Source organism: Bradyrhizobium sp. (assembly GCF_035484855.1).
In the GTDB taxonomy this organism is placed as follows: Bacteria; Pseudomonadota; Alphaproteobacteria; order Rhizobiales; family Xanthobacteraceae; genus Bradyrhizobium.
Genome location: NZ_DATHOP010000219.1, coordinates 1 through 20,319 on the forward strand (window position 1 = coordinate 1; position 20,319 = coordinate 20,319).

A 20,319-nucleotide genomic window follows, 5' to 3' on the forward strand; every position below is an offset into this window, starting at 1 on the left:
TTGGGATTTCGCGTACTCGATGATCAGTTGCATCAGGGCCCAGCCCAGGCCCCTGCCTTTGAGATCCGATCGCAGCAGGATGGCATATTCGCCGGTCTCCTTGGTTTTATCGAAATGGACCCTGACGACGCCGAGGATATCGTTGCTCGCTTCATCAAATGCGACAAACGCCATCGCGCGCGCATAATCGATTTGCGTCAATCCAGCGATGAATTGATCCGAGAATTCCTTGATGGAATCAAAGAAGCGAAGCCGCAAATCTTCCTTGCTCACATGCGCCAGAAGGCCGCGAATCAGACCCTCATCATCCGGTCTGATCGGCCGGGCAAATATCTGCCAGCCATCCCCGAGAACAAGATGCCGTTGCCACTTCAGATAGGTCGATCGAACAATTGGCATTCCTGCACCAAAGCCGACATTGGCAGCACTATTGCGCCTCGTGCGCCTCGAGGACAGGCGCAGAAAATCAATGCGCCGGCAGCAGATCCTCGTCTTCCGTGGAGTTCAGGTACATTCCCGACATCGGCTCGACCCAGCACAGGTGATCGTGAACCTGACTGACCCCGGAAACATTCTCCGCCGCGACGATGGCGGCCTGCCTGGAGTTTTCATTGGTGATCACGCCGCTGAGATGAACGACGCCGTTGAGCACAATGACGCCGAGCCCGAACGGCGCCCAGTCGGCCTTCTCGATGGATGCGATGATACGGCTGCGAATATGGTCGTCGTCGGCCGTCGGATCCGGGACGTCGCGAGCCAATCCGGCAACGGCAGAAAGCAGATTGGTGCGGGTCACGATGCCGACCAGCCTGTCTCCGCGCACGACCGGCAACCGTTTGACGTTGTTGCGCTCCATCAGTTCGACAATGGCTTCGAGCGTCGCATCCTCTGTCACGGTGCAGGGATCCGCCGTCATGATCTCGGCGACCTTGCGGCCCCGTTCGCGCACGAAGTCGGATGCTGCCTTGCCCGGGCCGAGCAGGAATTTCAGCCAGCGGCCGCGCTTTCGCTGGGTTCCGATCTCCGCGCGCCGGATGAAATCGCCTTGCGAAACAATGCCGACCAGCTTTCCGGCTTCGTCGAGGACCGGAAGTCCGCTGATGTGATTCTGCAGCATGGTGTTGGCTGCTTCGAGGACAGCGGCACCGCTGGCGACGGTGATGACCCGCCGTGTCATGATCTGATGCGCGCGCATTTTACGATCTCCTGAACGGGATTGAGCTGCTTCAAGGCGTGGGGGATTCGCAGGCAAAGCCGGATTGCTTGATGTCAACGCCAAAGCCGGTGATAAGGTCCTCAACGCTCCGGTCCGAACAACGCGCGCAATGTGAGCAATATTGCTCACTCCTCAGTCCGGCATCGGCGGTAGCGTTCACCATCATCCGTGTAGGTGACATCTGCCGCCAGGATGTGAGCTACGCGTTAGCCTCTATGAGTCGTCCAGCAGGAGATAACACCCGTGACGACTCGTTTTCAATTGTCGCTGCTTTCCACGATCCTGTTCGCCGTTTCTTACGGTAGCGCGCACGCGCAATCGGCCGAGCGGGCACCGGACACCATGGCCGCCCGCGTGCTGGCCTGCGCCTCCTGCCACGGCGACAAGGGACAGGGTACCAACGACGATTATTTCCCGAGACTTGCCGGCAAGCCGGCGGGCTACCTCTACAATCAATTGATCGCGTTTCGCGACGGGCGGCGCAAATACCCGCCAATGAATTACCTTCTCGAATTCCTGCCCGACCCCTACCTCAAGGCGATGGCGGACTATTTCGCTTCGGAGCAGCCCCCGTTCCCGTTACCCGCGACGCCGACGGTGAGCAGCGCCATCCTGGCCCGCGGCGAAATGCTGGCGACGAAGGGCGATCCCGCCCATGAGATTCCCGCCTGCGCAAATTGCCACGGTCCGTCCTTTACCGGCATGGAGCCGGCGATCCCCGGATTGCTCGGACTTCGCACCAACTACATCAGTGCGCAACTCGGCGCATGGCGCTACGGCACACGTACCGCGGCGGCTCCGGATTGCATGCAGATCGTTGCCGGACATCTGACCGAGGATGACGTCAAGGCGCTGACCGCGTGGCTTTCGTCGCGCCCGATGGCCGCAAACCCCGCACCGGTGCCGCATGGCTCATTGCCGATGCCGCTGTCGTGCGGCAGCGAACCGAACTGAGGGGCGAGCCATGACAACGCCGCACTTCCTGAAGCACATTTATACGGCTGCGGTCGGATCGCTCGCGCTATTCATGTTGGCCGCGCCTCCCGCATCGGCCCAGAGCCAAACCGCGACCGTGGACAAGTCGGCCATCGTCGCACGCGGAGAATATCTCGCCCAAGCCGGCGACTGTGTCGCCTGCCATACGGCGCCGGGCGGCAAGCTGTTCGCAGGCGGCCGCGCCATGCCGACGCCGTTCGGCACGCTCTACACCTCGAATGTGACACCCGATCCCGACACCGGCATCGGCAAATGGACCGCCGACCAGTTCTATTCGATGATGCACACCGGGCGCTCTCCGGATGGCGGCCTGCTGTATCCCGCGATGCCGTTCGGCTCCTACACCAAGATCACGCGCGCCGACAGCGATGCGATCTTCGCGTTCATGCAGTCCGTTCCGCCGGTGAAACTTCCGAACAAGCCGCATGAGTTGAAGTTTCCCTACAACAACCGCTCCCTCATCATCGGCTGGCGGACGCTGTTCTTCACCGAAGGCGAATACAGACCGGATTCGACCAGGTCCGACGAGTGGAATCGCGGCGCCTATCTGGTGCAGGGCCTCGGCCACTGCGCGATGTGCCACAGCGCGATCAACGCGCTCGGCGGCAGTTCGGAATCGGCGGCCTTCGAGGGCGGGCTGATCCCAATGCAGAACTGGTACGCGCCGTCGCTGACGTCCAGCAAGGAAGGCGGTCTCGGTGACTGGAGCATCGATGACATTTCCAATCTGCTGCGGACGGGAATTTCGAACCGCGGCGCCGTCTACGGTCCGATGGCCGATGTCACCTACAACAGCCTGCAATACATGACGGAAGCCGACACGCGCGCGATGGCCGTCTATCTCAAGAGTCTTGCCGAGCATTCGGTGCCGGACGCGCCGCGCGCCACGACATCCGCGGAGGAAAGCAGCCTCTTGCTGCGGCTGGGTCAGACCGTCTACGCCGACAAATGCGCCAGCTGTCACGGTGAAAAGGGGTTCGGCAAACTGCCGCACTATCCGCCGCTCGCCGGCAATCAATCGATCCAGATGTCCTCGGCGGTCAATCCGGTGCGGATGGTCCTCAATGGCGGTTATCCGCCGGGCACGGCCGGCAACCCGATGCCTCATGGCATGCCGCCTTTCGCCCAGTCGCTCTCGGATGACGAAGTTGCAGCCGTCGTGACCTATATCCGTGTTTCCTGGGGCAACCATGGAGCCGCGGTTTCCGCGCGCGAAGCCAACGCGCTGCGCTCGGCACCGCTGCAGTGAGGACATCATGATCATATCCGAGGATGCCCCATCGTCACCTGAAACCGAGGACGCCAGGATCGACGAGATCGTGCGGTCGGGTCCGAGAGGCGCCATCGTGATCGCAGGCATTGCGACCGCGATCGTGGTCGCCCTTTGGTTTGCTTTCTATTTCATGGTGTTCCTGCCACGGGGTTCGGTGCAATGACCTCCGCCTCCGATCACGACGAAGGCGCCCTTGTCGCGGCCCGCACCGAACGGCGATGGACCATCATGTCGGCCGGAATCGTCGGCCTGCTGGTCGGGATGGCGATCTTCGCCGGTATCCATCGGGCGACAATGCCGCAGGCCCGGGTGGAAACGGCCAATCCGCAGACCTTGCACATTTCTGGCGAATTCATCGAGAGCAATCTCGGCAGCGCCGTCGAGGCCGACGGCTCCGTAACGGTCCGTGCCGTCGGCCAGCAGTTTTCATTCACGCCGCAATGCATTCTTGTGCCCACCGGCACACCCATCAGCTTCAGGGCCACGAGCGCCGACGTCGTCCACGGCTTCCTGATCGATCACACCAATATCAATACGATGCTGGTGCCGGGCTACATATCGGTACTGCCGGCAAAATTCGACACGCCGGGCGAACATCCCATGCCCTGTCAGGAGTTCTGCGGCATGGGCCATGAAGGCATGTGGGCCAAGGTCAAGGTGATCGAGAAGGCCACGTTCTTCAAGATGGCAGCCGACAAGGGGAGGCTGACCTGTGTTGAATAGCAAGCGGCTCGTGCTCGCGCATTTCTGGCTGGCCTTCGCGGTGTTTGGCCTCGCACTGCTGCTAGGCGAATGGCAGATGTTCGCCCGCAGCCCGCTGAACCCGTGGATCAACAACTCCGAACTCTATTACCGCTCGGTAACGGCGCACGGATCGGCGATGGGATACGTGTTCCCCACCCTGATCGCGATGGGATTCGGCTATGCCATCACCGAATTCGCCTTGCAGAAACCGCTGATCGGCAGACGCTGGGCCTGGACCGGTCTCGCGCTGGTCGCGATTGGCGCCGTCACCGCGATGATCCCGGTGTCGCTGGGTCTCGCTTCGATCCTCTACACCTTCTATCCGCCGATGATCGCCAATCCGTTCTTTTACATCGGCGTCGTGCTAGTGGTTGTCGGGTCCTGGATCTGGGTCGCGCTGATGTCGATCAATATGGCGGCATGGAAACGCGACAATCCCGGCAAGCCGGTCCCGCTCGCGATGTTCGCCAACGTCGCCGGCGCTTATCTGTGGGGCTGGACCGCGGTCGGCGCGGCGATCGAGGTGATCGTCCTGATCCTTCCCGTGGCGCTCGGCCTTAAGGCCACGATCGATGCCGGCCTGTCGCGCGTATTCTTCTCCTGGACGCTGCACGCCATCGTCTATTTCTGGCTAATGCCGACCTATATCGCCTACTACACGATCTTTCCCCGCGCCATTGGCGGGCGCCTGTATAGCGACGCCATGGCCCGCATCGCCTTCATCCTGTTCGTCGTGGTGGCGATGCCGATCGGCGTGCATCATCTGTTTGCTGATCCACAAGTCGGCGCCGGCTTCAAGTTCATTCAATCGGTCTTCACGGCGCTGGTGGCGCTGCCCACGCTGGTGACGATCTTCACAATCTGCGCGTCCGCCGAACTCGCCGGCCGGCTGCGCGGCGGCAAGGGCCCGTTTGGCTGGGTCGCCGCGCTGCCGTGGGGCAACCCGATGATGCTGGCGGTTACCTTCTCGTTCGTGATGCTGGGATTCGGCGGCGCCGGCGGCCTGATCAACATGAGCTACCAGCTTGACGCCAGCATCCACAACACCCAATGGATCACCGGGCACTTCCACCTGATCTTCGCCGGCGCGATCGTCATCATGTATTTCGCGATCGCCTACGACCTCTGGCCGCATTTGACCGGACGCGCGCTGAACAGCATCGGCCTGATGAAGGCGCAGTTGTGGCTGTGGTTCGTCGGCATGATCGTGACCACGTTTCCGTGGCACTATGTCGGCATTCTCGGCATGCCGCGCCGCATGGCATCCTATGACTACGGCAATCCGGCCATCGCGCCGGAGGCGCTTTCGGTTTCGATCTCGGTGTTCGGCGGGCTGCTGTTGCTGATTTCGGCCGGCTTGTTCTTTGCCGTCCTCATTCGCGGCCATCGGGCACCGCAATCAGATCCGGGCATTTATCGTTTCAGCGTCGCCGTCCATCAGCCCGCACGCGTGCCCGTTGCGCTCAATGGCTTTGCGCTTTGGCTGACGCTGATGATCGGCCTGACCGTCGTCAATTACGGATATCCAATCGCACAGTTGCTGGCGCTGAGTGGCAACGCCGTTCCTGCCGTCTATGTCGGAGCCACCCGATGAGCACGGAACGGCTTTTCACTTTCAAGAACCCATGGTTCGGCGCCGCCATTGGCATCGCCGGTGCGATGGTGGTGCTTTCTCTCGTCGCCGGGTTTGTCATCCTGCCGTATGCCACGACAAATGCGCCGTTCGCGGGCCTGTGGGACGCCATCTGCAGCGCAGCCGGCGTTCCGCGTGTGACCTCCGACTCGCCGACGCCGAAGCCGCCTGTCGTCACCTCGAATGTCGTCATGAATTCGCAGATGTTCGGCGCGCCCGACGCGCGTTCGGTCGGCAGGGGTGCCACGCTCGCGATGCAATGCGCGATCTGCCATGGATCGAACCGGCAAGGCCAAGTCGATACGCCAAATCTTGAAGGCCAACCGGCCGCGGCTATCTATAAGCAGCTGCGGGATTTCAAGGCTGGGGCAAGGACGAACGTCATCATGGGGCCGTTCGCGGTCAAACTCGGCGAACAGGACATGCTCGATCTCGCCGCCTATTATTCCTATCTGCCGCGTCAGCCCGGATCCCATCCCGACCCGGTCGCGATCGCTCCGCAGATCGTTGCCCCCGGCGCGCCGATGCGTAACGTTCCGGCCTGCTCTTCCTGCCACGGGATCAACGACGCCAAGCTCGGCGCGCCCTGGCTCGACGGGCAGTCCGCCGTCTATATCAAGGCGCAGCTCCAGGCCTTCGCGACCGGCACGCGGCGCAACGATATCAGCGAGCAGATGCGAAACATCGCGCGGCAGATGACGGGCAGCGAGATCGACGAGGCTGCACGCTATTACGCGAGCCGGCCCTGATTTGACAGCTGGACCAGTTGCTTTTTTGGGCGCCAGCTCTCTTCAACCGGCAGCAGTGGAACTTATCACCTGCTTGTCTGTTAAGGCATATCATCGCGCCGTCCTCAGCTTTTACCGGTGACTGAGAGTGTTGTGCTCCCGCCTAATCAGGGACCGACACCGTGACTTCGCCTCACAATCAACCATCGAGTTCGTCATTTAATCCCATGGTGTTTCTGGGCCAAGCAGGCACAGGAAGAGTGACAAGGAATTATCAGAAAAACGAGACAATTTTCTCCCAGGGGGAGACCGCTCGGACCGTCTTTTACATCCAGAAAGGACGAGTCAAGGTCACGGTATTGTCCGATCACGGCAAAGAAGCAGTCATCGGGATTCTAACGCCAGGGCAGTTTTTTGGTGAAGTATGTCTTGACGGAGCAGAGCTGCGAACTGCGACAGCTCATGCGATGGAGGAATGTCTACTCACATCGATATCAAAAGCTACCATGATTGCGACACTCGATGCGGAACCAACCTTTTCCGCGTTCTTTGTGGCATTTCTATTGTCCCGCAATAGTCGTATCGAAGACGATTTGATCGACCAACTTTTCAATTCGAGCGAAAGACGGCTCGCTCGCCTTCTCTTGCTTCTTGCGGAGTTCGGAAAAGAGGGCAGCCCTCACCCTGTACCGGTCACCCTCAGTCAGGCAACATTGGCCGAAATGATCGGTACGACTCGATCTCGGGTAAGTTTCTTTATGAACAACTTCCGCAAAAAAGGCCTGATCAGCTACAACGGGAAAATTGAAGTTCACCGTTCACTGCTGGACGCAGTCCTTCGCGACAAGCCTCAAATCAAAGAACGCGAGTAGAGCCCGTTTTCACGAGCGACATTGCAAAGTCACAGGCGAAGGAGACAGTAGTCATGAATTATTGTGGCGTCGAGTACACTGCAATCGAGTCAGCCGGAGGTTCTTCATGGCATTGGCGGATTTTGATCGGCAACGAAGATAGGGTCAGAATCAGCGGCGAAGCGGTGAGTCGAGCGGCGGCTATCAATCAGGCTCATGAAGCGATTGGAGAAGCCTTGCGTGCCAATGCACGGCCAGACGGTGACGCGCAGTTGCCGCAACTGGTCAACGGTGTTCTTCATATCCTTCATGGGGCTCGCAGCCTCTCGCCCGCTGAAGCGGTCGAGGCGCTGCGGCCGTTCATGAATACGATGGGCAGCCGAGCTTCCGGAATTGACAGACTTGCGGATGCATCGGCCGCTGCCGTGAGCGCGCTTGTGCAAAGACTGGAAGCCAATGGCGTTGCGACCGACGATCTTTGGGAAGAAGCCATCGAGTCGTCGCTTAGCTTCGCGAATGAGGAACCTTATTTCAGGCCGTTCGTCATTCCCGGATGATCAGTCATCCTCCTTCGGGCTCGCACGGTCGAATATTGCGAACACGGCTGCCAGAAGGTATCCTGCTATGATTGCTGCCGTCAGATTCACGACGAGCGTGAGCCCGAAGGTAGCGAGCCGAAGCGGGTGCGCATGGCTACCTCTCGCGAGGGTTTCTCAGAGGATAGGACCATCATGCTGGACGCCGCCGTCAAGGCGCTTTCGCAAATCCTGTCGCCGCCGATGCGTTCCATCCTGTGGCGCTCGATCGGGCTGGCGCTGGTGTTGATCACGGTGCTGGCGATCGGCCTGCAACGGCTGTTGAGCTGGCTCGCAACCTCGGGCGAAGGCTGGCTCGCGGCGATGCTGGGTCCGGGTTTTCAGACGCCGCTCAATGTGCTGGCCTGGATCGTGTCGATCGCCGCCGGCCTCGGCGTGGTCTTCGGCGCGGTGTTCCTGATGCCCGCGATCACCTCGCTGGTGGCGAGCCTGTTCGTCGACGAGGTCGCAGACCATGTCGAAACAGAATATTATCCGGCCGAGCGCCCGGGCACCGCGCTGCCGTTCGGCATCGCAATGACCGAGGGCATAAAGACCGCAGCTCTGACGATCCTGGTCTATCTGATCGCGCTGCCCTTCGTGTTGTTCGCCGGCATCGGCTTCCTCGGCTTCTTCATTGCCACCGCGTGGCTATTGGGACGTGAATATTTCGAGCTCGCCGCGATGCGCTTCCGCCCGCCGGCGGAAGCCAAGGCGATGCGCAAGGAAAATGCGGCGGTGATCTTCACCGCCGGGCTGATCATCGCAGCCTTCGTGTCGATCCCGCTTCTCAACCTGGCAACGCCGCTGTTCGGCATGGCCTTCATGGTTCACATGCACAAGCGGCTCTCCGGGTCACGGCCGGAACTGATCGAGCCGCGGCGGAAGACGAGCGTGCCGGTGGCTTAGGCAGCAACGACACCGCAGGCAGCAACGGCACCGTCATCCTGAGGTGCCCGCGCAACGCGCGGGCCTCGAAGGATGGGCCACAACACATCCTTCGAGGCTCGCTGCGCTCGCACCTCAGGATGACGGCGGAGTAAGCCGTGACGTCACTCATACCGTCTTTTCCGGCCAGCGGCGGAGATCATCGACGATGCAGACTTACAGCGCATCTTAGCGCGTCTTGATATCGCACTCAGTGCGCGACCAGCGGGCAACCGCTCTCCGCGAGCGGACGGAACGCCTGATCGCCGGGGATCACGCCCAGGATCTTGTCGTAATCCCACGGCTTGCTGGATTCGGACGGTTTCTTCACTTCCGCAAAATACATGTCGTGGACCATCCTGCCGTCTTCGCGGAGGTGGCCGTTGCGGGCGTAGAAATCGTTCACCGGTATCTCGCGCATCTTGGCCATCACCGCCTTGGCCTCGTCGGTGCCGGCCGCGGCAATGGCAAGAAGGTAATGGCGGACGGCCGAATAGACGGCGGCCTGCCCCATCGTCGGCATCCGGCCCTGGCGCTCGAAGAAGCGTTTTGACCAGGCGCGGGTTTCCTCGTTGCGATCCCAGTAGAACGCGGTGACGAATTTCAGTCCCTGGGCTGCCTTAAGCTCCATGCTGTGGACATCGGCAATGGTCACCAGCAGCGAAACCATGGTCTGGGTTTTCGTCAGCCCGAACTCGTTCGCCTGCTTGGTGGCGTTGACCATGTCGCCGCCGCCATTGGCGAAGGCCACCACCTTGGCACCCGATGCCTGCGCCTGCAGCAAATAGGAGCTGAAATCGGACGTGTTCAGCGGATGGCGCACGCTGCCGAGCACCTTGCCGCCGGCGGCCTGAACGGCCGCGGTCGCGTCGGCTTCCAGCGAATGGCCGAAGGCATAGTCGACCGTGATGAAGAACCAGGTGTCGCGTCCTTCCGCCACGATGGATTTGGCCAAGCTCGTGGTCAGCGCGTAGCTGTCGTAAATCCAGGACGCTTCGGTCGGCGTGCATGCCTTGCCGGTAAACGCGGTACTGCCGACCGCCCCCGCAATCGCGATCCGGTTTTTCTCCGCGGCCAGCTGCTCGACCGCGAGCGCCACCGCGGAATTGTCGAATCCGATCGCCATGTCCACCTTGCCGACCTCGAACCATTGGCGCGCGATGGTGGCCCCGATGTCGGCCTTGTTCTGGTGGTCGGCGAACACGATCTCGACGGGCTTGCCCAACACGCTGCCGCCGGCATCCTCGACCGCCATCCTGGCTGCGACCACCGAACCCGGACCTCCGGCATCGGCATACAGACTGGATTGGTCGTTGAGGACGCCGATTCGGACGACATCGTCGGAGACCTGTGCAAGCGCGGCGGGCGCCGCGAGGAAAAAGATGACGAGAGACGAGACAAGCGCAGACGGGTATCGCACGGCATTCCTCCCGGCAAATTTTTTCGGTCCTTGTTCCGGACCTTGGCGCGCAACCCTATGTCCGGCTTTGATCGCAGACAAGCTCGCGGCGTCCGAGACGTTAGGTGCAAATGCGTGGCCTCCTATCGGCTGGTGGGCGCACGCCCAAAAACTAAACCGTCTTTTCCGGCCAGCGGCAGAGATCGTTGATCAGGCATACCTCGCAGCGCGGTTTTCGCGCCAGACAGGTGTAGCGGCCGTGCAGGATCAGCCAGTGATGCGCATGCAGCATGAACTCCGGGGGGATCACGCGCTCCAGTCCAAGTTCCACTTCCAGCGGCGTCTTGCCGGGCGCGAGCCCGGTGCGGTTGGCGACGCGGAACACATGGGTGTCGACCGCCATGGTGCGTTCGCCGAAGGCCATGTTGAGCACGACATTGGCGGTCTTGCGCCCGGCGCCCGGCAGCGATTCGATCTCGGTGCGCGTCTTCGGCACCTGGCCGCCGAAATCGGCGATCAGCTTTTTCGACAGCGCGATCACGTTCTTCGCCTTGTTGCGGTACAGCCCGATGGTCCTGATGTAGTCGCGCACCTTGTCCTCGCCGAGCGCGAGCATCTTTTGCGGCGTATCGGCCACCGCAAACAGCGCGCGCGTCGCCTTGTTGACGCCGGCATCGGTCGCCTGCGCCGACAGCACCACCGCGACCAGCAGCGTATAGGGGTTGAGATGTTCCAGTTCGCCCTTCGGTTCCGGATTGGCTTTCCGGAATCGGCTGAACGCCTCGCGGACCTCGGCAGGCGTCCACGGTTTTGGCTTTTTGGCCGGCTTGGTCGCGGCGCGCTTGGGAGATTTTTTGGCGCGTTTTGCGGCAGAGGGTTTTCCGGTCGACTGGGACTTGCGGGTGATTTTCGCCATGATGCGGGTATACTGACACGCCATGACCGCAGGCAACGATTTTGATCCGGACGCCCAGCCGGAGATTTTCTCGGCGCTCCTGACGCCGCACCGTTCGCTGAACCGCACCGGCTTCCTGCTTGTGATGGCGTTCCTCAGCGTGGTCAGCTTTGCTACCGGGATTGCGTTTCTATTGATGGGCGCCTGGCCGGTGTTCGGCTTTTTCGGCCTCGACGTGCTCGCGATCTATTGGGCCTTCCGGATCAATTTCCGCCGCGCCAGGGCGCGCGAGGAAATCCGGATCACGCCGTCGGAACTGCGGCTGCGCCGAGTCAACCATCGCGGCCATATAGTCGAATTCAAATTCAATCCGCTGTGGGTGCAGCTCGATCAGGAGACCCATGCCGAATTTGGCGTCGAGAAACTCTATCTGCGCTCCAAAGGCCGCCGCGTCGCCATTGCAGGTTTTCTGGGCGCTGACGAAAAAGCGAGCTTTGCCAAGGCCTTGACGGCTGCACTCCAGGCCGCCCGGCGCGGCCCGAGCTATAATCCGGTCTGATGAAATCTGATCGGAAATCGGGTGGTTTGGATACTGGCTTCGTCCTACATCAGACCCATGATGAACCTCGCCATGAATGAGCACCGCCTCTCAAAACCGGGACCCCAGAACGCCGCGCTCCGCGACTATGATTCGGTGCGCCGGGCGATTGCCTTCATCTCCGAGCACTGGCGCGCGCAGCCGACCATCGAGGCGATGGCGGAAGCGGCCTCGGTGACGCCGGATGAGCTGCACCACCTGTTCCGCCGCTGGGCGGGACTGACGCCAAAAGCCTTCATGCAGGCGCTGACGCTCGACCACGCCAAGGGCCTATTGCGCGATTCCGCCAGCGTGCTCGACGCAGCGCTCGACTCCGGGCTGTCGGGCCCAGGACGGCTGCACGATCTGTTCGTCACCCATGAGGCGATGTCGCCGGGCGAATGGAAGAACGGCGGCGCCGGCATGACCATGGCTTACGGCTTCCATCCCTCGCCCTTCGGCACGGCCATCGTGATCGCCAGCGGCCGCGGGCTCGCCGGGCTGGCGTTTGCCGATCCCGGCGGCGAGCAGGCCGCGCTCGCCGACATGCAGCGGCGCTGGCCGCGCGCTGCTTATGTCGAGGATCGCGACGGCACCGCGGCGCTGGCGCAGCGCATCTTCGACAAGGAGATGTGGCGCCCGGACCAGCCGCTGCGCGTGGTCCTGATCGGCACCGATTTCGAGGTGCGGGTGTGGGAGACGCTGCTGAAGATCCCGATGGGCCGCGCGGTGTCTTATTCCGACATCGCAAGCAAGATCAAAAGCCCGAAAGCCTCGCGCGCGGTGGGTGCGGCGGTCGGCAGAAACCCGGTCTCCTTCGTGGTGCCCTGCCATCGTGCACTCGGCAAGAGCGGCGCGCTGACCGGCTACCACTGGGGCATCACCCGCAAGCAGGCGATGCTCGGCTGGGAAGCCGGGCAGGTCGGGATGCATTAGAAAAACCATCCATCGTCATTCCGGGATGGTCCGAAGGACCAGACCCGGAATCTCGAGATTCCGGGTTCGATGCTTCGCATCGCCCCGGAATGACGACAGAAGTTCGTAGGGTGGGCAAAGGCGCTCTTCGCGCCGTGCCCACCGCAAGCGCTTTGTTGTTCGAGGGATGGTGGGCACGGCGCAAGTGCGCCTTTGCCCACCCTACGAATCACGCCGCCAGATCGAGCTTGGAAGCCACCGTGGAATCCGCATTCAGCCGATAGATGATCGGCACGCCGGTGGCGAGTTCGCGCGCCAGAATTTGCTTCGGCGACAGTTTTTCCAGCACCATGATCAGCGCGCGCAGCGAATTGCCGTGGGCGGCGACCAGCGTGCGCTCGCCGCGCAGCACGCAGGGCTGAATCTCCTGCACGTAATAGGGCAGCGTCCGCGCCAGCGTATCCTTCAGGCTTTCGCCGCCGGGCGGCGGCACGTCGTAGGAACGCCGCCAGATATGGACCTGCTCCTCGCCCCACTTCTTGCGGGCGTCGTCCTTGTTCAGGCCCGAGAGATCGCCGTAATCGCGTTCGTTGAGCGCGAGGTCGCGCCTGATCGGAATGCCGGTCTGCCCGAGCTCGGCGAGCGTCAGGTCGAGCGTGTGCTGCGCGCGCTTGAGCACCGAGGTGAAGGCGATGTCGAACTCAAAACCCTGCGCCTTCAACTTGCGGCCGGCATCCTTGGCCTCGGCAATCCCGACCTCGGTGAGATCGGGATCCTTCCATCCCGTGAAGAGATTTTTCAAATTCCATTCGCTCTGGCCGTGGCGCACGAGCACGAGAAGGCGGTCGCTCATTTTCTTGTTTCCGTTGCCTCTTTTTTGAACATGACCTGTTCGGAAAACCGGTTCCCACTTTTCCGGATCATGTTCTAGAAGTCACTCAGCCCGAGCACGTCGGCCATCGAATAAAATCCGGGCTTCTTGTCGCGCGCCCAAAGCGCCGCCTTGATCGCGCCTTGCGCGAACATGGTGCGGTCCTCGGCGCGGTGGGTGAGCTCGATGCGCTCCATCGCACCGGCGAAGATCACGCTGTGGTCGCCGGTGGCGGTGCCGCCGCGCAGCGACGCAAAGCCGATGTCGCCCGATTTGCGCGCGCCGGTGACGCCGTCGCGGCCGCGCGCCGAACGTTCTTCGAGGGAAATGCCGCGGCCGGCGGCGGCGGCCTGGCCCAGCATCAGGGCGGTGCCCGACGGCGCGTCGATCTTGCCGCGGTGATGGATTTCCACGATCTCGATATCGAAACTCTCGTCCAGCGCCTGCGCCACGCGCTTGACCAGCGCCGCCAGCAAATTGACGCCGAGGCTCATATTGCCCGATTTGACCACGGTGGCGCGCGAGGTGACGCTCCGGATCACGGCCTCGTCCGACGACGACAGCCCGGTGGTGCCGATGATGTGGACCAGCCCGCGCTCGGCGGCGATCGCGACATTGGCAATGGTCGCGGCCGGCACGGTGAAATCCAGAATGCCGTCGGCGTTCGCGGTCATCGACCAGAGATCGGCCGACAGCTTTATCCCGTTCTCCGGCAGACCTGCGAGCACGCCGGCGTCTTTGCCCAAAAGTTCGGAACCGGGCGCTTCCAGCGCGCCGGCCAGCACCGCGCCCGGCGTTTCCGAGATGACGCGCGTCAGCGCGCGTCCCATCCGGCCGCCGGCCCCCGCAACGATCAATCGCATCTCGGACATGGTTTGGTACCTCGCCCTGGCGGTATAGCTGCGGCAGGCAGTTCCGGCAACGCCCCGCCTCTCTCCGCCCGTCATGCCCGGGCTCGTCCCGGGCATCCACGTCTTGGCAAACATCGGGGAAAGTAAGACGTGGATGGCCGGGACAAGCCCGGCCATGAGGGACAGATTGATGCTGTTCGCCGTACTCCTAAGGCTGCACCCCGTCATAACCCTCGATGATCACCAGATCGCTCTCGGCATGGGGCGAGCGGATCGCGACCAGCCGGGCATATTCCGGAGAATTGTAGCAGGCGAGCGCCGTTTCATAATCCTTGAATTCCAGCACCACGTTGCGCGACCGCGACGAACCCTCCTTGGCCTCGTGCTTGCCGCCGCGCACCAGGAATTTGGCGCCGAATTTATGAAACACCGCGCCGTTCTGCGCGACATATTCCTTGTAGCCATCCATGTTGTGAACGTCGATGCGTGCGATCCAGTAGGCCTTTGCCATTTGCGTCTCTCCCGTTTTTCTCTTCAACCCAGCGCCTGCTTGATCTCCGCCTGGATGGCGTCCGCGGCCGCCCTGGGATCGGCAGCTTCCAGCACGGGGCGCCCGACCACGAGATAATCCGCACCGGCTGAAATCGCGCGCGACGGCGTCATGATGCGCTTCTGGTCGCCGGTGGCCGAGCCCGCCGGGCGGATGCCCGGCGTCACCAGCACCATCTGATGCCCGACGATCTTGTGCAGCGAAGCCGCCTCCTCGGGCGAGCAGACCAGACCATCGACGCCGAGCACCTGCGCCTGCTGGGCTCTGGCCTCGACCAGATCGGCGACGCCGAGCCGGTAGCCGGCCGCATGGAGGTCGCCGTCGTCATAGGAGGTCAGAACGGTGACGGCGAGCAGTTTCAGGCTCGATCCGGCGCGCGCCTCTGCCGCGGCCTTCATGGTCTGCGGATAGGCGTGCACGGTGAGGAAGGTTGCGCCCAGCCTGGCCACGCTCTCGACCCCGCGCGCCACGGTATTGCCGATGTCATGCAGCTTCAGATCGAGGAACACCTTCTTGCCGGCATCAGTGAGCTTTCGCACCAGCGGCAGACCGCCGGCATAACCGAGCTGGTAGCCGATCTTGTAGAACGTCACGGCATCGCCCAGCCGCGCGACCATCGCTTCCGCGGCCTCCGCGCTCGAAAGGTCGAGCGCCACGATCAGCCGGTCTTTGGGAGCGATTTTGGAAGGCTGCATGTCACCTCACATCATGCGTTGCGAAACGTCGATCAATTGCTTCGCCAGTGCTCCCATCGCCTCGATATCGGCCGGATGTTTCAGCCGGTCCATATCATCATAGGCGGCGTCGGCGAATGACAGCGCGAACTGGTTGGGAATGACGGTGGCGCGGCAGGCGGAGAGGATCAGCCGCAATGCCGCCAGCGCGCGGGTGCCGCCGAGCCGGCCTTCGGAGGCCGCGGCAATCGCAAACGGGCGTTCGCGAAATACCTGGCCGCGGGTTTCGTGCGCATCTTGTACCCGACTCACCCAGTCGATGGCATTCTTGACCAGAGGCGGCACCGAGGAATTGTATTCCGGCGTCACGATCAAGACGCCATGGTGGGTTCCGATCATGCGCTTGAGATTGACGGCGTGTTTCGGCACGCCGGATTTGTTCTGCAGGTCGCCGTCATAGATCGGCAGCGGAAAGTCGGCGAGCGAGATGCGGGTGACGTCGGCACCCAGCAGCGCGAATTCGTACGCGGCGGTGGCGGCCAGCCTCGCATTGAGCGAGCCGGTGCGCAGCGAACCGGGGATCACCAGGATTTTCAGCGCGGACATCAGACGCATTCGGGGCTGGAACACCCGGCGAATGCGCCGGGCGGGTTAATCTTTGCGATACACCCAGACACGGGCCGGCGGAAGGTTCATCCAGATCCGCTCGGAAGCTTCTGTGGACACGCCGGGCAGCGATTTCGGGATCGGCGGCGCCACCGAATAGGTGAACTGCACGAACGGGGCGCCGGGCGCCAGCGCCGAGAAGGCCTCGCGGATCAGCTTCAGCCGCGTCAGCATCGGTTTGGTCACCAGCGGCAGGCCGGAGACCACGGCGGACGCCGGGCCGCTCAGCACGTTGCGCAGCGAATCGCGCAGCGAATAGGCATCGCCCTGCACCACCCGGGCGTGCGGATAGCGGTCGCGCAACAGCGCGCAGAAGGAGGGATTGTATTCCACCAGCACCAGCCGCTTCTGATCGATGCCGCGATCGAGCAACGCCGAGGTGATCGCGCCGGTGCCGGGGCCGAGTTCGACGACGGGCCCGGTGGACTTGATGTCGACATACTGCGCCATGGTGCGGGCCAACAGCCGCCCCGAGGGCATCACCGCGCCCATATGCAGCGGCTTCTCGATCCACGAACGGAGAAAACGAACCTCATCGTCGAGACGGAGAGGCTTTTTCAACGCACGCACGGACGATTGCAAAGGCATTGTCACTACCAGGCGGGACCGCAATCAGCGGGGGACTGTCAGAAATCAGTCATATAGTCGTAAAGACGTATAGGTCGCAGGCGATACGGTCAAGCCGGGCGCACTCCGGCGCGGCCTCTCAGCTGGCGCGGTTACCGAAGAAGTCCTTGACCTTGGTGAAGAAACCCGCCGCTTCGGGCTGGGTTGCGCCGGACGACAGTTTCTCGAACTCGGCCAGCAATTCCTGCTGTCGCTTGGTGAGATTCTGGGGCGTTTCGACCACGACCTGGACGTACATGTCGCCGGTCTGCCGCGACCGGAGCACCGGCATGCCCTTTGACGCGATGCGAAAGCGCCGGCCGGACTGGGTGCCGGAAGGGATTTTCACCTTGGTCTTGCCCTTTTCGATGGTCGGCACCTCGAATTCGCCACCGAGCGCCGCCGTCACCATCGAGATCGGAACCCGGCAGTGCAGATCGGCGCCATCGCGCTGGAAGAATTCGTGAGCGGCCAGCGACAGGAAAATATAGAGATCGCCCGATGGTCCGCCGCGGACGCCGGCCTCGCCCTCGCCGGCGAGCCGGATGCGCGTGCCGTCTTCGACGCCTTGCGGGATGTTGACCGATAGCGTGCGCTCGCGCGTCACCCGTCCGGAGCCGACACAGGACGGGCAGGGGTCCTCGATCATCTGGCCGCGGCCCTGGCAGCCCGGGCAGGTGCGCTCGAGGGTGAAGAAGCCCTGCGCCTGCCGCACCCGTCCGGCGCCGCCGCAGGTCGAGCAGGTTTTCGGTTTGGTGCCGGCCTTGGCGCCGGTGCCCGAACAGGATTCGCAGGTCACCGACACCGGAATCTCGATCTGGGCGGTCTTGCCCTGGAAGGCTTCCTCCAGCGTGATTTCCATGTTGTAGCGCAGGTCCTGGCCACGCTCGCGCCCGCCGCGGCCGCGCTGGCCGGCCATGCCGAACAGGTCTTCGAAAATATCGGAGAAGGACGAGGCAAAGCCGGCGCCGAAGCCGGGACCGCCGGCACCACCCATGCCCTGCTCGAAGGCGGCGTGGCCGAAGCGGTCATAGGCGGCGCGCTTGTCGCCGTCCTTCAGGACTTCGTAGGCTTCGTTGATTTCCTTGAAGCGTATCTCGGAGGTCGCATCGCCCGGATTCTTGTCCGGGTGCCATTTCATGGCGAGCTTGCGGAAGGCCGCCTTGAGTTTACCTTCATCCGCGTTCCGCTCGACTTCAAGCGTTTCGTAGTAGCAGCGCTTGGTGGTGGACATAAGTCAAATCCGCCCGATCTTCGTCCTTACGCCGAAGGACCGCCCCTTAAGAATGCAGCCTTCGGCTTAAAGAAAAATGACCCCCATTCTTGGAGACGCAACCCGGCGTGCTCTTCAGAATGAGGGTCACGATACCCGCCGTTTAAGCAGATTTCTTGTTGTTCTTGTCGTCGTCGACCTCGGTGAATTCCGCGTCGACCACGTCATCCTTGGCGGCATCCTTGGCCGCGTCGCTCTCGGCCGCCTGCTTGTACATCGCCTCGCCGAGCTTCATGGAAGCCTGCGCCAGCGTGTTGGTCTTGGCCTTGATCGCCTCGGCATCGTCGCCCTTCAGCGCTTCCTTGAGGTCGCTGACGGCGTCCTCGATGGCGCGGCGCTCGGTCTCGGCGATCTTCGAGCCGTGCTCGGCCAGCGCCTTCTCGGTGGTATGCACCAGCCCGTCGGCATGGTTCTTGGCGTCGACCGCCTCGCGGCGCTTCTTGTCCTCCGCGGCGTTGGCCTCGGCGTCCTTGACCATCTTCTGGATGTCGGCTTCCGACAGGCCGCCGGAGGCCTGGATGCGGATCTGCTGCTCCTTGCCGGTGGCCTTGTCCTTGGCCGAGACGTTGACGATGCCGTTGGCGTCGATGTCGAAGGTGACCTCGATCTGCGGCATGCCGCGCGGGGCGGGGGGAATGCCCATCAGGTCGAACTGGCCGAGCACCTTGTTGTCGGCCGCCATTTCGCGCTCGCCCTGGAACACGCGGATGGTGACGGCGTTCTGGTTGTCCTCGGCGGTCGAGAACACCTGGCTCTTCTTGGTCGGGATCGTGGTGTTGCGGTCGATGATGCGGGTGAACACGCCGCCCAGCGTCTCGATGCCGAGCGAAAGCGGCGTGACGTCGAGCAGCAGCACGTCCTTGACATCGCCCTGCAGCACGCCGGCCTGGATCGCCGCACCGATGGCGACGACTTCGTCCGGATTGACGCCCTTGTGCGGCTCCTTGCCGAACAACTGCTTCACCACTTCCTGGACCTTCGGCATGCGGGTCATGCCGCCGACCAGCACCACTTCGCCGATCTCGCCAGCGGTCAGGCCTGCATCCTTCAGCGCCTTGCGGCAGGGCTCGATGGTCTTCTGGATCAGATCGTCGACCAGCGCCTCGAACTTGGCGCGCGTCAGCTTCATCGTCAGATGCTTCGGTCCGGTCTGATCTGCGGTGATGAACGGCAGATTGATTTCGGTCTGCGTGGTGGAGGACAACTCGATCTTGGCCTTTTCGGCGGCCTCTTTCAGGCGCTGCAGGGCCAGCTTGTCGTTGCGCAGGTTGATGCCCTGCTCCTTCTGGAACTCGTCGGCCAGATAGCTGACCAGCCGCATGTCGAAGTCTTCGCCGCCCAGGAAGGTGTCGCCATTGGTCGACTTCACCTCGAACACGCCGTCGCCGATTTCCAGAATTGAAATATCGAAGGTGCCGCCGCCGAGGTCGTACACCGCGATGGTGCCGGACTTGGTCTTGTCCAGACCGTAGGCGAGCGCTGCCGCGGTCGGCTCGTTGATGATGCGCAGCACTTCAAGGCCGGCGATCTTGCCGGCGTCCTTGGTGGCCTGGCGCTGGGCGTCGTTGAAATAGGCGGGAACCGTGATGACGGCCTGATCGACCTTCTGGCCGAGATGGGCCTCCGCGGTCTCTTTCATCTTCTGCAGGATGAAGGCGGAGATCTGGGAGGGCGAGTAGGACTTGCCGTCGGCCTCGACCCAGGCGTCGCCATTGGAGGCCTTGATGATCTTGTAGGGGACGAGCTTCTTGTCCTTCTCGACCATCGGGTCGTCGTAGCGGCGGCCGACCAGGCGCTTGACCGCGAAGAAGGTGCGTTCGGGATTGGTCACCGCCTGGCGCTTGGCCGGCTGACCGACCAGGCGTTCGCCATCATCGCTGAAGGCGACGATCGACGGCGTCGTCCGCATGCCCTCCGCGTTTTCGATGACTTTTGCTGTCTTGCCATCCATTACGGCGACGCACGAATTCGTGGTGCCGAGATCGATCCCAATGACCTTTCCCATGGTCCTCATATCCTTCTTTTTGCGGCAGGTTGGCTGGGCCCTGACGGCGCACCAATCCAAACCCCCAGACGATCAAATGCTCGCGATATTGCGA

General features: G+C 62.5%; 22 protein-coding genes and 1 pseudogene. 11 read left to right on the forward strand and 12 right to left on the reverse strand.

The genetic code is table 11. The features are described from left to right. Positions 1–369, reverse strand: a pseudogene (locus tag VK804_RS25380) (GNAT family N-acetyltransferase); the annotation flags it as partial. Positions 370–466: 97 nt separating this feature from the next. Beyond that, the gene (locus tag VK804_RS25385) at positions 467–1,195 is read right to left on the reverse strand and encodes a CBS domain-containing protein (RefSeq protein ID WP_325375357.1); all 729 of its coding nucleotides are present in this window, start codon (positions 1,193–1,195) and stop codon (positions 467–469) included. Positions 1,196–1,558: 363 nt separating this feature from the next. On the opposite strand from VK804_RS25385, the gene VK804_RS25390 reads away from it, so the two are divergent. From VK804_RS25390 to VK804_RS25430, 9 genes are all read left to right on the forward strand, one after another. After that, positions 1,559–2,170 carry a c-type cytochrome gene (locus VK804_RS25390; protein ID WP_414642844.1) on the forward strand — a complete coding sequence of 204 codons (612 nt, stop codon included), beginning with the start codon at positions 1,559–1,561 and terminating at the stop codon, positions 2,168–2,170. A gap of 10 nt (positions 2,171–2,180) precedes the next feature. Then, positions 2,181–3,461 carry a c-type cytochrome gene (locus VK804_RS25395; protein WP_414642843.1) on the forward strand — a complete coding sequence of 427 codons (1,281 nt, stop codon included), beginning with the start codon at positions 2,181–2,183 and terminating at the stop codon, positions 3,459–3,461. A gap of 7 nt (positions 3,462–3,468) precedes the next feature. After that, positions 3,469–3,648, forward strand: coding sequence for a hypothetical protein (locus VK804_RS25400; protein WP_325375369.1), 180 nt, complete (start codon positions 3,469–3,471; stop codon positions 3,646–3,648). After that, entirely contained in the window at positions 3,645–4,208 is a 564-nt protein-coding gene (locus VK804_RS25405; RefSeq protein WP_325375336.1) for a cytochrome C oxidase subunit II, read from the forward strand. Before VK804_RS25400 ends, VK804_RS25405 begins: the two co-directional genes overlap by 4 nt. Then, on the forward strand, positions 4,198–5,823 hold the full coding sequence (locus tag VK804_RS25410) for a b(o/a)3-type cytochrome-c oxidase subunit 1 (protein ID WP_325375337.1): 1,626 nt from the start codon (positions 4,198–4,200) through the stop codon (positions 5,821–5,823). Before VK804_RS25405 ends, VK804_RS25410 begins: the two co-directional genes overlap by 11 nt. Next, complete coding sequence (locus VK804_RS25415; protein ID WP_325375339.1) at positions 5,820–6,611, forward strand: c-type cytochrome; 792 nt, start codon at positions 5,820–5,822, stop codon at positions 6,609–6,611. The genes VK804_RS25410 and VK804_RS25415 overlap by 4 nt, the downstream gene beginning before the upstream one ends. A 206-nt stretch (positions 6,612–6,817) precedes the next feature. After that, positions 6,818–7,462: a Crp/Fnr family transcriptional regulator gene (locus tag VK804_RS25420; protein WP_325375363.1), complete on the forward strand. Its 645-nt coding sequence runs from the start codon at positions 6,818–6,820 to the stop codon at positions 7,460–7,462. A gap of 53 nt (positions 7,463–7,515) precedes the next feature. Then, positions 7,516–7,998 carry a hypothetical protein gene (locus tag VK804_RS25425; RefSeq protein ID WP_325375340.1) on the forward strand — a complete coding sequence of 161 codons (483 nt, stop codon included), beginning with the start codon at positions 7,516–7,518 and terminating at the stop codon, positions 7,996–7,998. 174 nt (positions 7,999–8,172) lie between these two features. Beyond that, positions 8,173–8,925 (forward strand): sulfate transporter family protein, encoded by a 753-nt coding sequence (locus VK804_RS25430; protein ID WP_325375342.1) that lies wholly within the window; start codon positions 8,173–8,175, stop codon positions 8,923–8,925. 229 nt (positions 8,926–9,154) lie between these two features. Here the strand turns inward: VK804_RS25430 and VK804_RS25435 are convergent, their stop codons facing one another. Continuing rightward, positions 9,155–10,363, reverse strand: coding sequence for an ABC transporter substrate-binding protein (locus VK804_RS25435; protein ID WP_325375343.1), 1,209 nt, complete (start codon positions 10,361–10,363; stop codon positions 9,155–9,157). Positions 10,364–10,514: 151 nt separating this feature from the next. Then, entirely contained in the window at positions 10,515–11,282 is a 768-nt protein-coding gene (nth, locus tag VK804_RS25440) for an endonuclease III (protein ID WP_325375365.1), read from the reverse strand. Between nth and VK804_RS25445 the strand changes: the two genes are divergently transcribed. Together VK804_RS25445 and VK804_RS25450 are read left to right on the forward strand one after the other, a co-directional pair. Further along, positions 11,281–11,796, forward strand: coding sequence for a DUF2244 domain-containing protein (locus VK804_RS25445; protein WP_325375344.1), 516 nt, complete (start codon positions 11,281–11,283; stop codon positions 11,794–11,796). The two genes, nth and VK804_RS25445, sit on opposite strands and share 2 nt — an antisense overlap. 57 nt (positions 11,797–11,853) lie before the next feature. Beyond that, the gene (locus tag VK804_RS25450; protein ID WP_325375367.1) at positions 11,854–12,750 is read left to right on the forward strand and encodes a bifunctional helix-turn-helix domain-containing protein/methylated-DNA--[protein]-cysteine S-methyltransferase; all 897 of its coding nucleotides are present in this window, start codon (positions 11,854–11,856) and stop codon (positions 12,748–12,750) included. A 208-nt stretch (positions 12,751–12,958) separates the two neighbouring features. Here the strand turns inward: VK804_RS25450 and VK804_RS25455 are convergent, their stop codons facing one another. The 8 genes from VK804_RS25455 to dnaK form a co-directional block, all read right to left on the reverse strand. Then, positions 12,959–13,582 (reverse strand): 2,3-bisphosphoglycerate-dependent phosphoglycerate mutase, encoded by a 624-nt coding sequence (locus VK804_RS25455; RefSeq protein WP_325375346.1) that lies wholly within the window; start codon positions 13,580–13,582, stop codon positions 12,959–12,961. Positions 13,583–13,656: 74 nt separating this feature from the next. Further along, a complete protein-coding gene (gene dapB / locus VK804_RS25460) occupies positions 13,657–14,472 on the reverse strand; it encodes a 4-hydroxy-tetrahydrodipicolinate reductase (RefSeq protein WP_325375347.1) in 816 nt (271 codons plus the stop codon). A gap of 187 nt (positions 14,473–14,659) precedes the next feature. After that, on the reverse strand, positions 14,660–14,962 hold the full coding sequence (locus VK804_RS25465) for a DUF1330 domain-containing protein (RefSeq protein ID WP_325375348.1): 303 nt from the start codon (positions 14,960–14,962) through the stop codon (positions 14,660–14,662). Between the two features lie 23 nt (positions 14,963–14,985). Continuing rightward, positions 14,986–15,696 carry an orotidine-5'-phosphate decarboxylase gene (gene pyrF, locus VK804_RS25470; protein ID WP_325375350.1) on the reverse strand — a complete coding sequence of 237 codons (711 nt, stop codon included), beginning with the start codon at positions 15,694–15,696 and terminating at the stop codon, positions 14,986–14,988. A gap of 6 nt (positions 15,697–15,702) precedes the next feature. Continuing rightward, complete coding sequence (locus tag VK804_RS25475; RefSeq protein ID WP_325375351.1) at positions 15,703–16,281, reverse strand: NAD(P)H-dependent oxidoreductase; 579 nt, start codon at positions 16,279–16,281, stop codon at positions 15,703–15,705. A gap of 45 nt (positions 16,282–16,326) precedes the next feature. Continuing rightward, positions 16,327–16,929, reverse strand: coding sequence for a class I SAM-dependent methyltransferase (locus VK804_RS25480; protein ID WP_325375352.1), 603 nt, complete (start codon positions 16,927–16,929; stop codon positions 16,327–16,329). A 118-nt stretch (positions 16,930–17,047) separates the two neighbouring features. After that, entirely contained in the window at positions 17,048–18,181 is a 1,134-nt protein-coding gene (dnaJ, locus tag VK804_RS25485; RefSeq protein WP_325375354.1) for a molecular chaperone DnaJ, read from the reverse strand. A gap of 142 nt (positions 18,182–18,323) precedes the next feature. Further along, the gene (gene dnaK / locus VK804_RS25490; protein WP_325375355.1) at positions 18,324–20,225 is read right to left on the reverse strand and encodes a molecular chaperone DnaK; all 1,902 of its coding nucleotides are present in this window, start codon (positions 20,223–20,225) and stop codon (positions 18,324–18,326) included. Positions 20,226–20,319 lie beyond the last annotated feature (94 nt).

Excerpts from the sequence above, each read along its gene's own strand:
- VK804_RS25385 (WP_325375357.1), bottom strand. The coding sequence starts at position 1,195 with ATGCGCGCGCATCAGATCATGACACGGCGGGTCATCACCGTCGCCAGC.
- VK804_RS25390 (WP_414642844.1), top strand. The coding sequence starts at position 1,559 with ATGGCCGCCCGCGTGCTGGCCTGCGCCTCCTGCCACGGCGACAAGGGA.
- VK804_RS25395 (WP_414642843.1), top strand. The coding sequence starts at position 2,181 with ATGACAACGCCGCACTTCCTGAAGCACATTTATACGGCTGCGGTCGGA.
- VK804_RS25400 (WP_325375369.1), top strand. The coding sequence starts at position 3,469 with ATGATCATATCCGAGGATGCCCCATCGTCACCTGAAACCGAGGACGCC.
- VK804_RS25405 (WP_325375336.1), top strand. The coding sequence starts at position 3,645 with ATGACCTCCGCCTCCGATCACGACGAAGGCGCCCTTGTCGCGGCCCGC.
- VK804_RS25415 (WP_325375339.1), top strand. The coding sequence starts at position 5,820 with ATGAGCACGGAACGGCTTTTCACTTTCAAGAACCCATGGTTCGGCGCC.
- VK804_RS25420 (WP_325375363.1), top strand. The coding sequence starts at position 6,818 with ATGGTGTTTCTGGGCCAAGCAGGCACAGGAAGAGTGACAAGGAATTAT.
- VK804_RS25425 (WP_325375340.1), top strand. The coding sequence starts at position 7,516 with ATGAATTATTGTGGCGTCGAGTACACTGCAATCGAGTCAGCCGGAGGT.
- VK804_RS25430 (WP_325375342.1), top strand. The coding sequence starts at position 8,173 with ATGCTGGACGCCGCCGTCAAGGCGCTTTCGCAAATCCTGTCGCCGCCG.
- VK804_RS25445 (WP_325375344.1), top strand. The coding sequence starts at position 11,281 with ATGACCGCAGGCAACGATTTTGATCCGGACGCCCAGCCGGAGATTTTC.
- nth (WP_325375365.1), bottom strand. The coding sequence starts at position 11,282 with ATGGCGTGTCAGTATACCCGCATCATGGCGAAAATCACCCGCAAGTCC.
- VK804_RS25450 (WP_325375367.1), top strand. The coding sequence starts at position 11,854 with ATGATGAACCTCGCCATGAATGAGCACCGCCTCTCAAAACCGGGACCC.
- VK804_RS25455 (WP_325375346.1), bottom strand. The coding sequence starts at position 13,582 with ATGAGCGACCGCCTTCTCGTGCTCGTGCGCCACGGCCAGAGCGAATGG.
- dapB (WP_325375347.1), bottom strand. The coding sequence starts at position 14,472 with ATGTCCGAGATGCGATTGATCGTTGCGGGGGCCGGCGGCCGGATGGGA.
- VK804_RS25465 (WP_325375348.1), bottom strand. The coding sequence starts at position 14,962 with ATGGCAAAGGCCTACTGGATCGCACGCATCGACGTTCACAACATGGAT.
- pyrF (WP_325375350.1), bottom strand. The coding sequence starts at position 15,696 with ATGCAGCCTTCCAAAATCGCTCCCAAAGACCGGCTGATCGTGGCGCTC.
- VK804_RS25475 (WP_325375351.1), bottom strand. The coding sequence starts at position 16,281 with ATGTCCGCGCTGAAAATCCTGGTGATCCCCGGTTCGCTGCGCACCGGC.
- VK804_RS25480 (WP_325375352.1), bottom strand. The coding sequence starts at position 16,929 with ATGCCTTTGCAATCGTCCGTGCGTGCGTTGAAAAAGCCTCTCCGTCTC.
- dnaJ (WP_325375354.1), bottom strand. The coding sequence starts at position 18,181 with ATGTCCACCACCAAGCGCTGCTACTACGAAACGCTTGAAGTCGAGCGG.
- dnaK (WP_325375355.1), bottom strand. The coding sequence starts at position 20,225 with ATGGGAAAGGTCATTGGGATCGATCTCGGCACCACGAATTCGTGCGTC.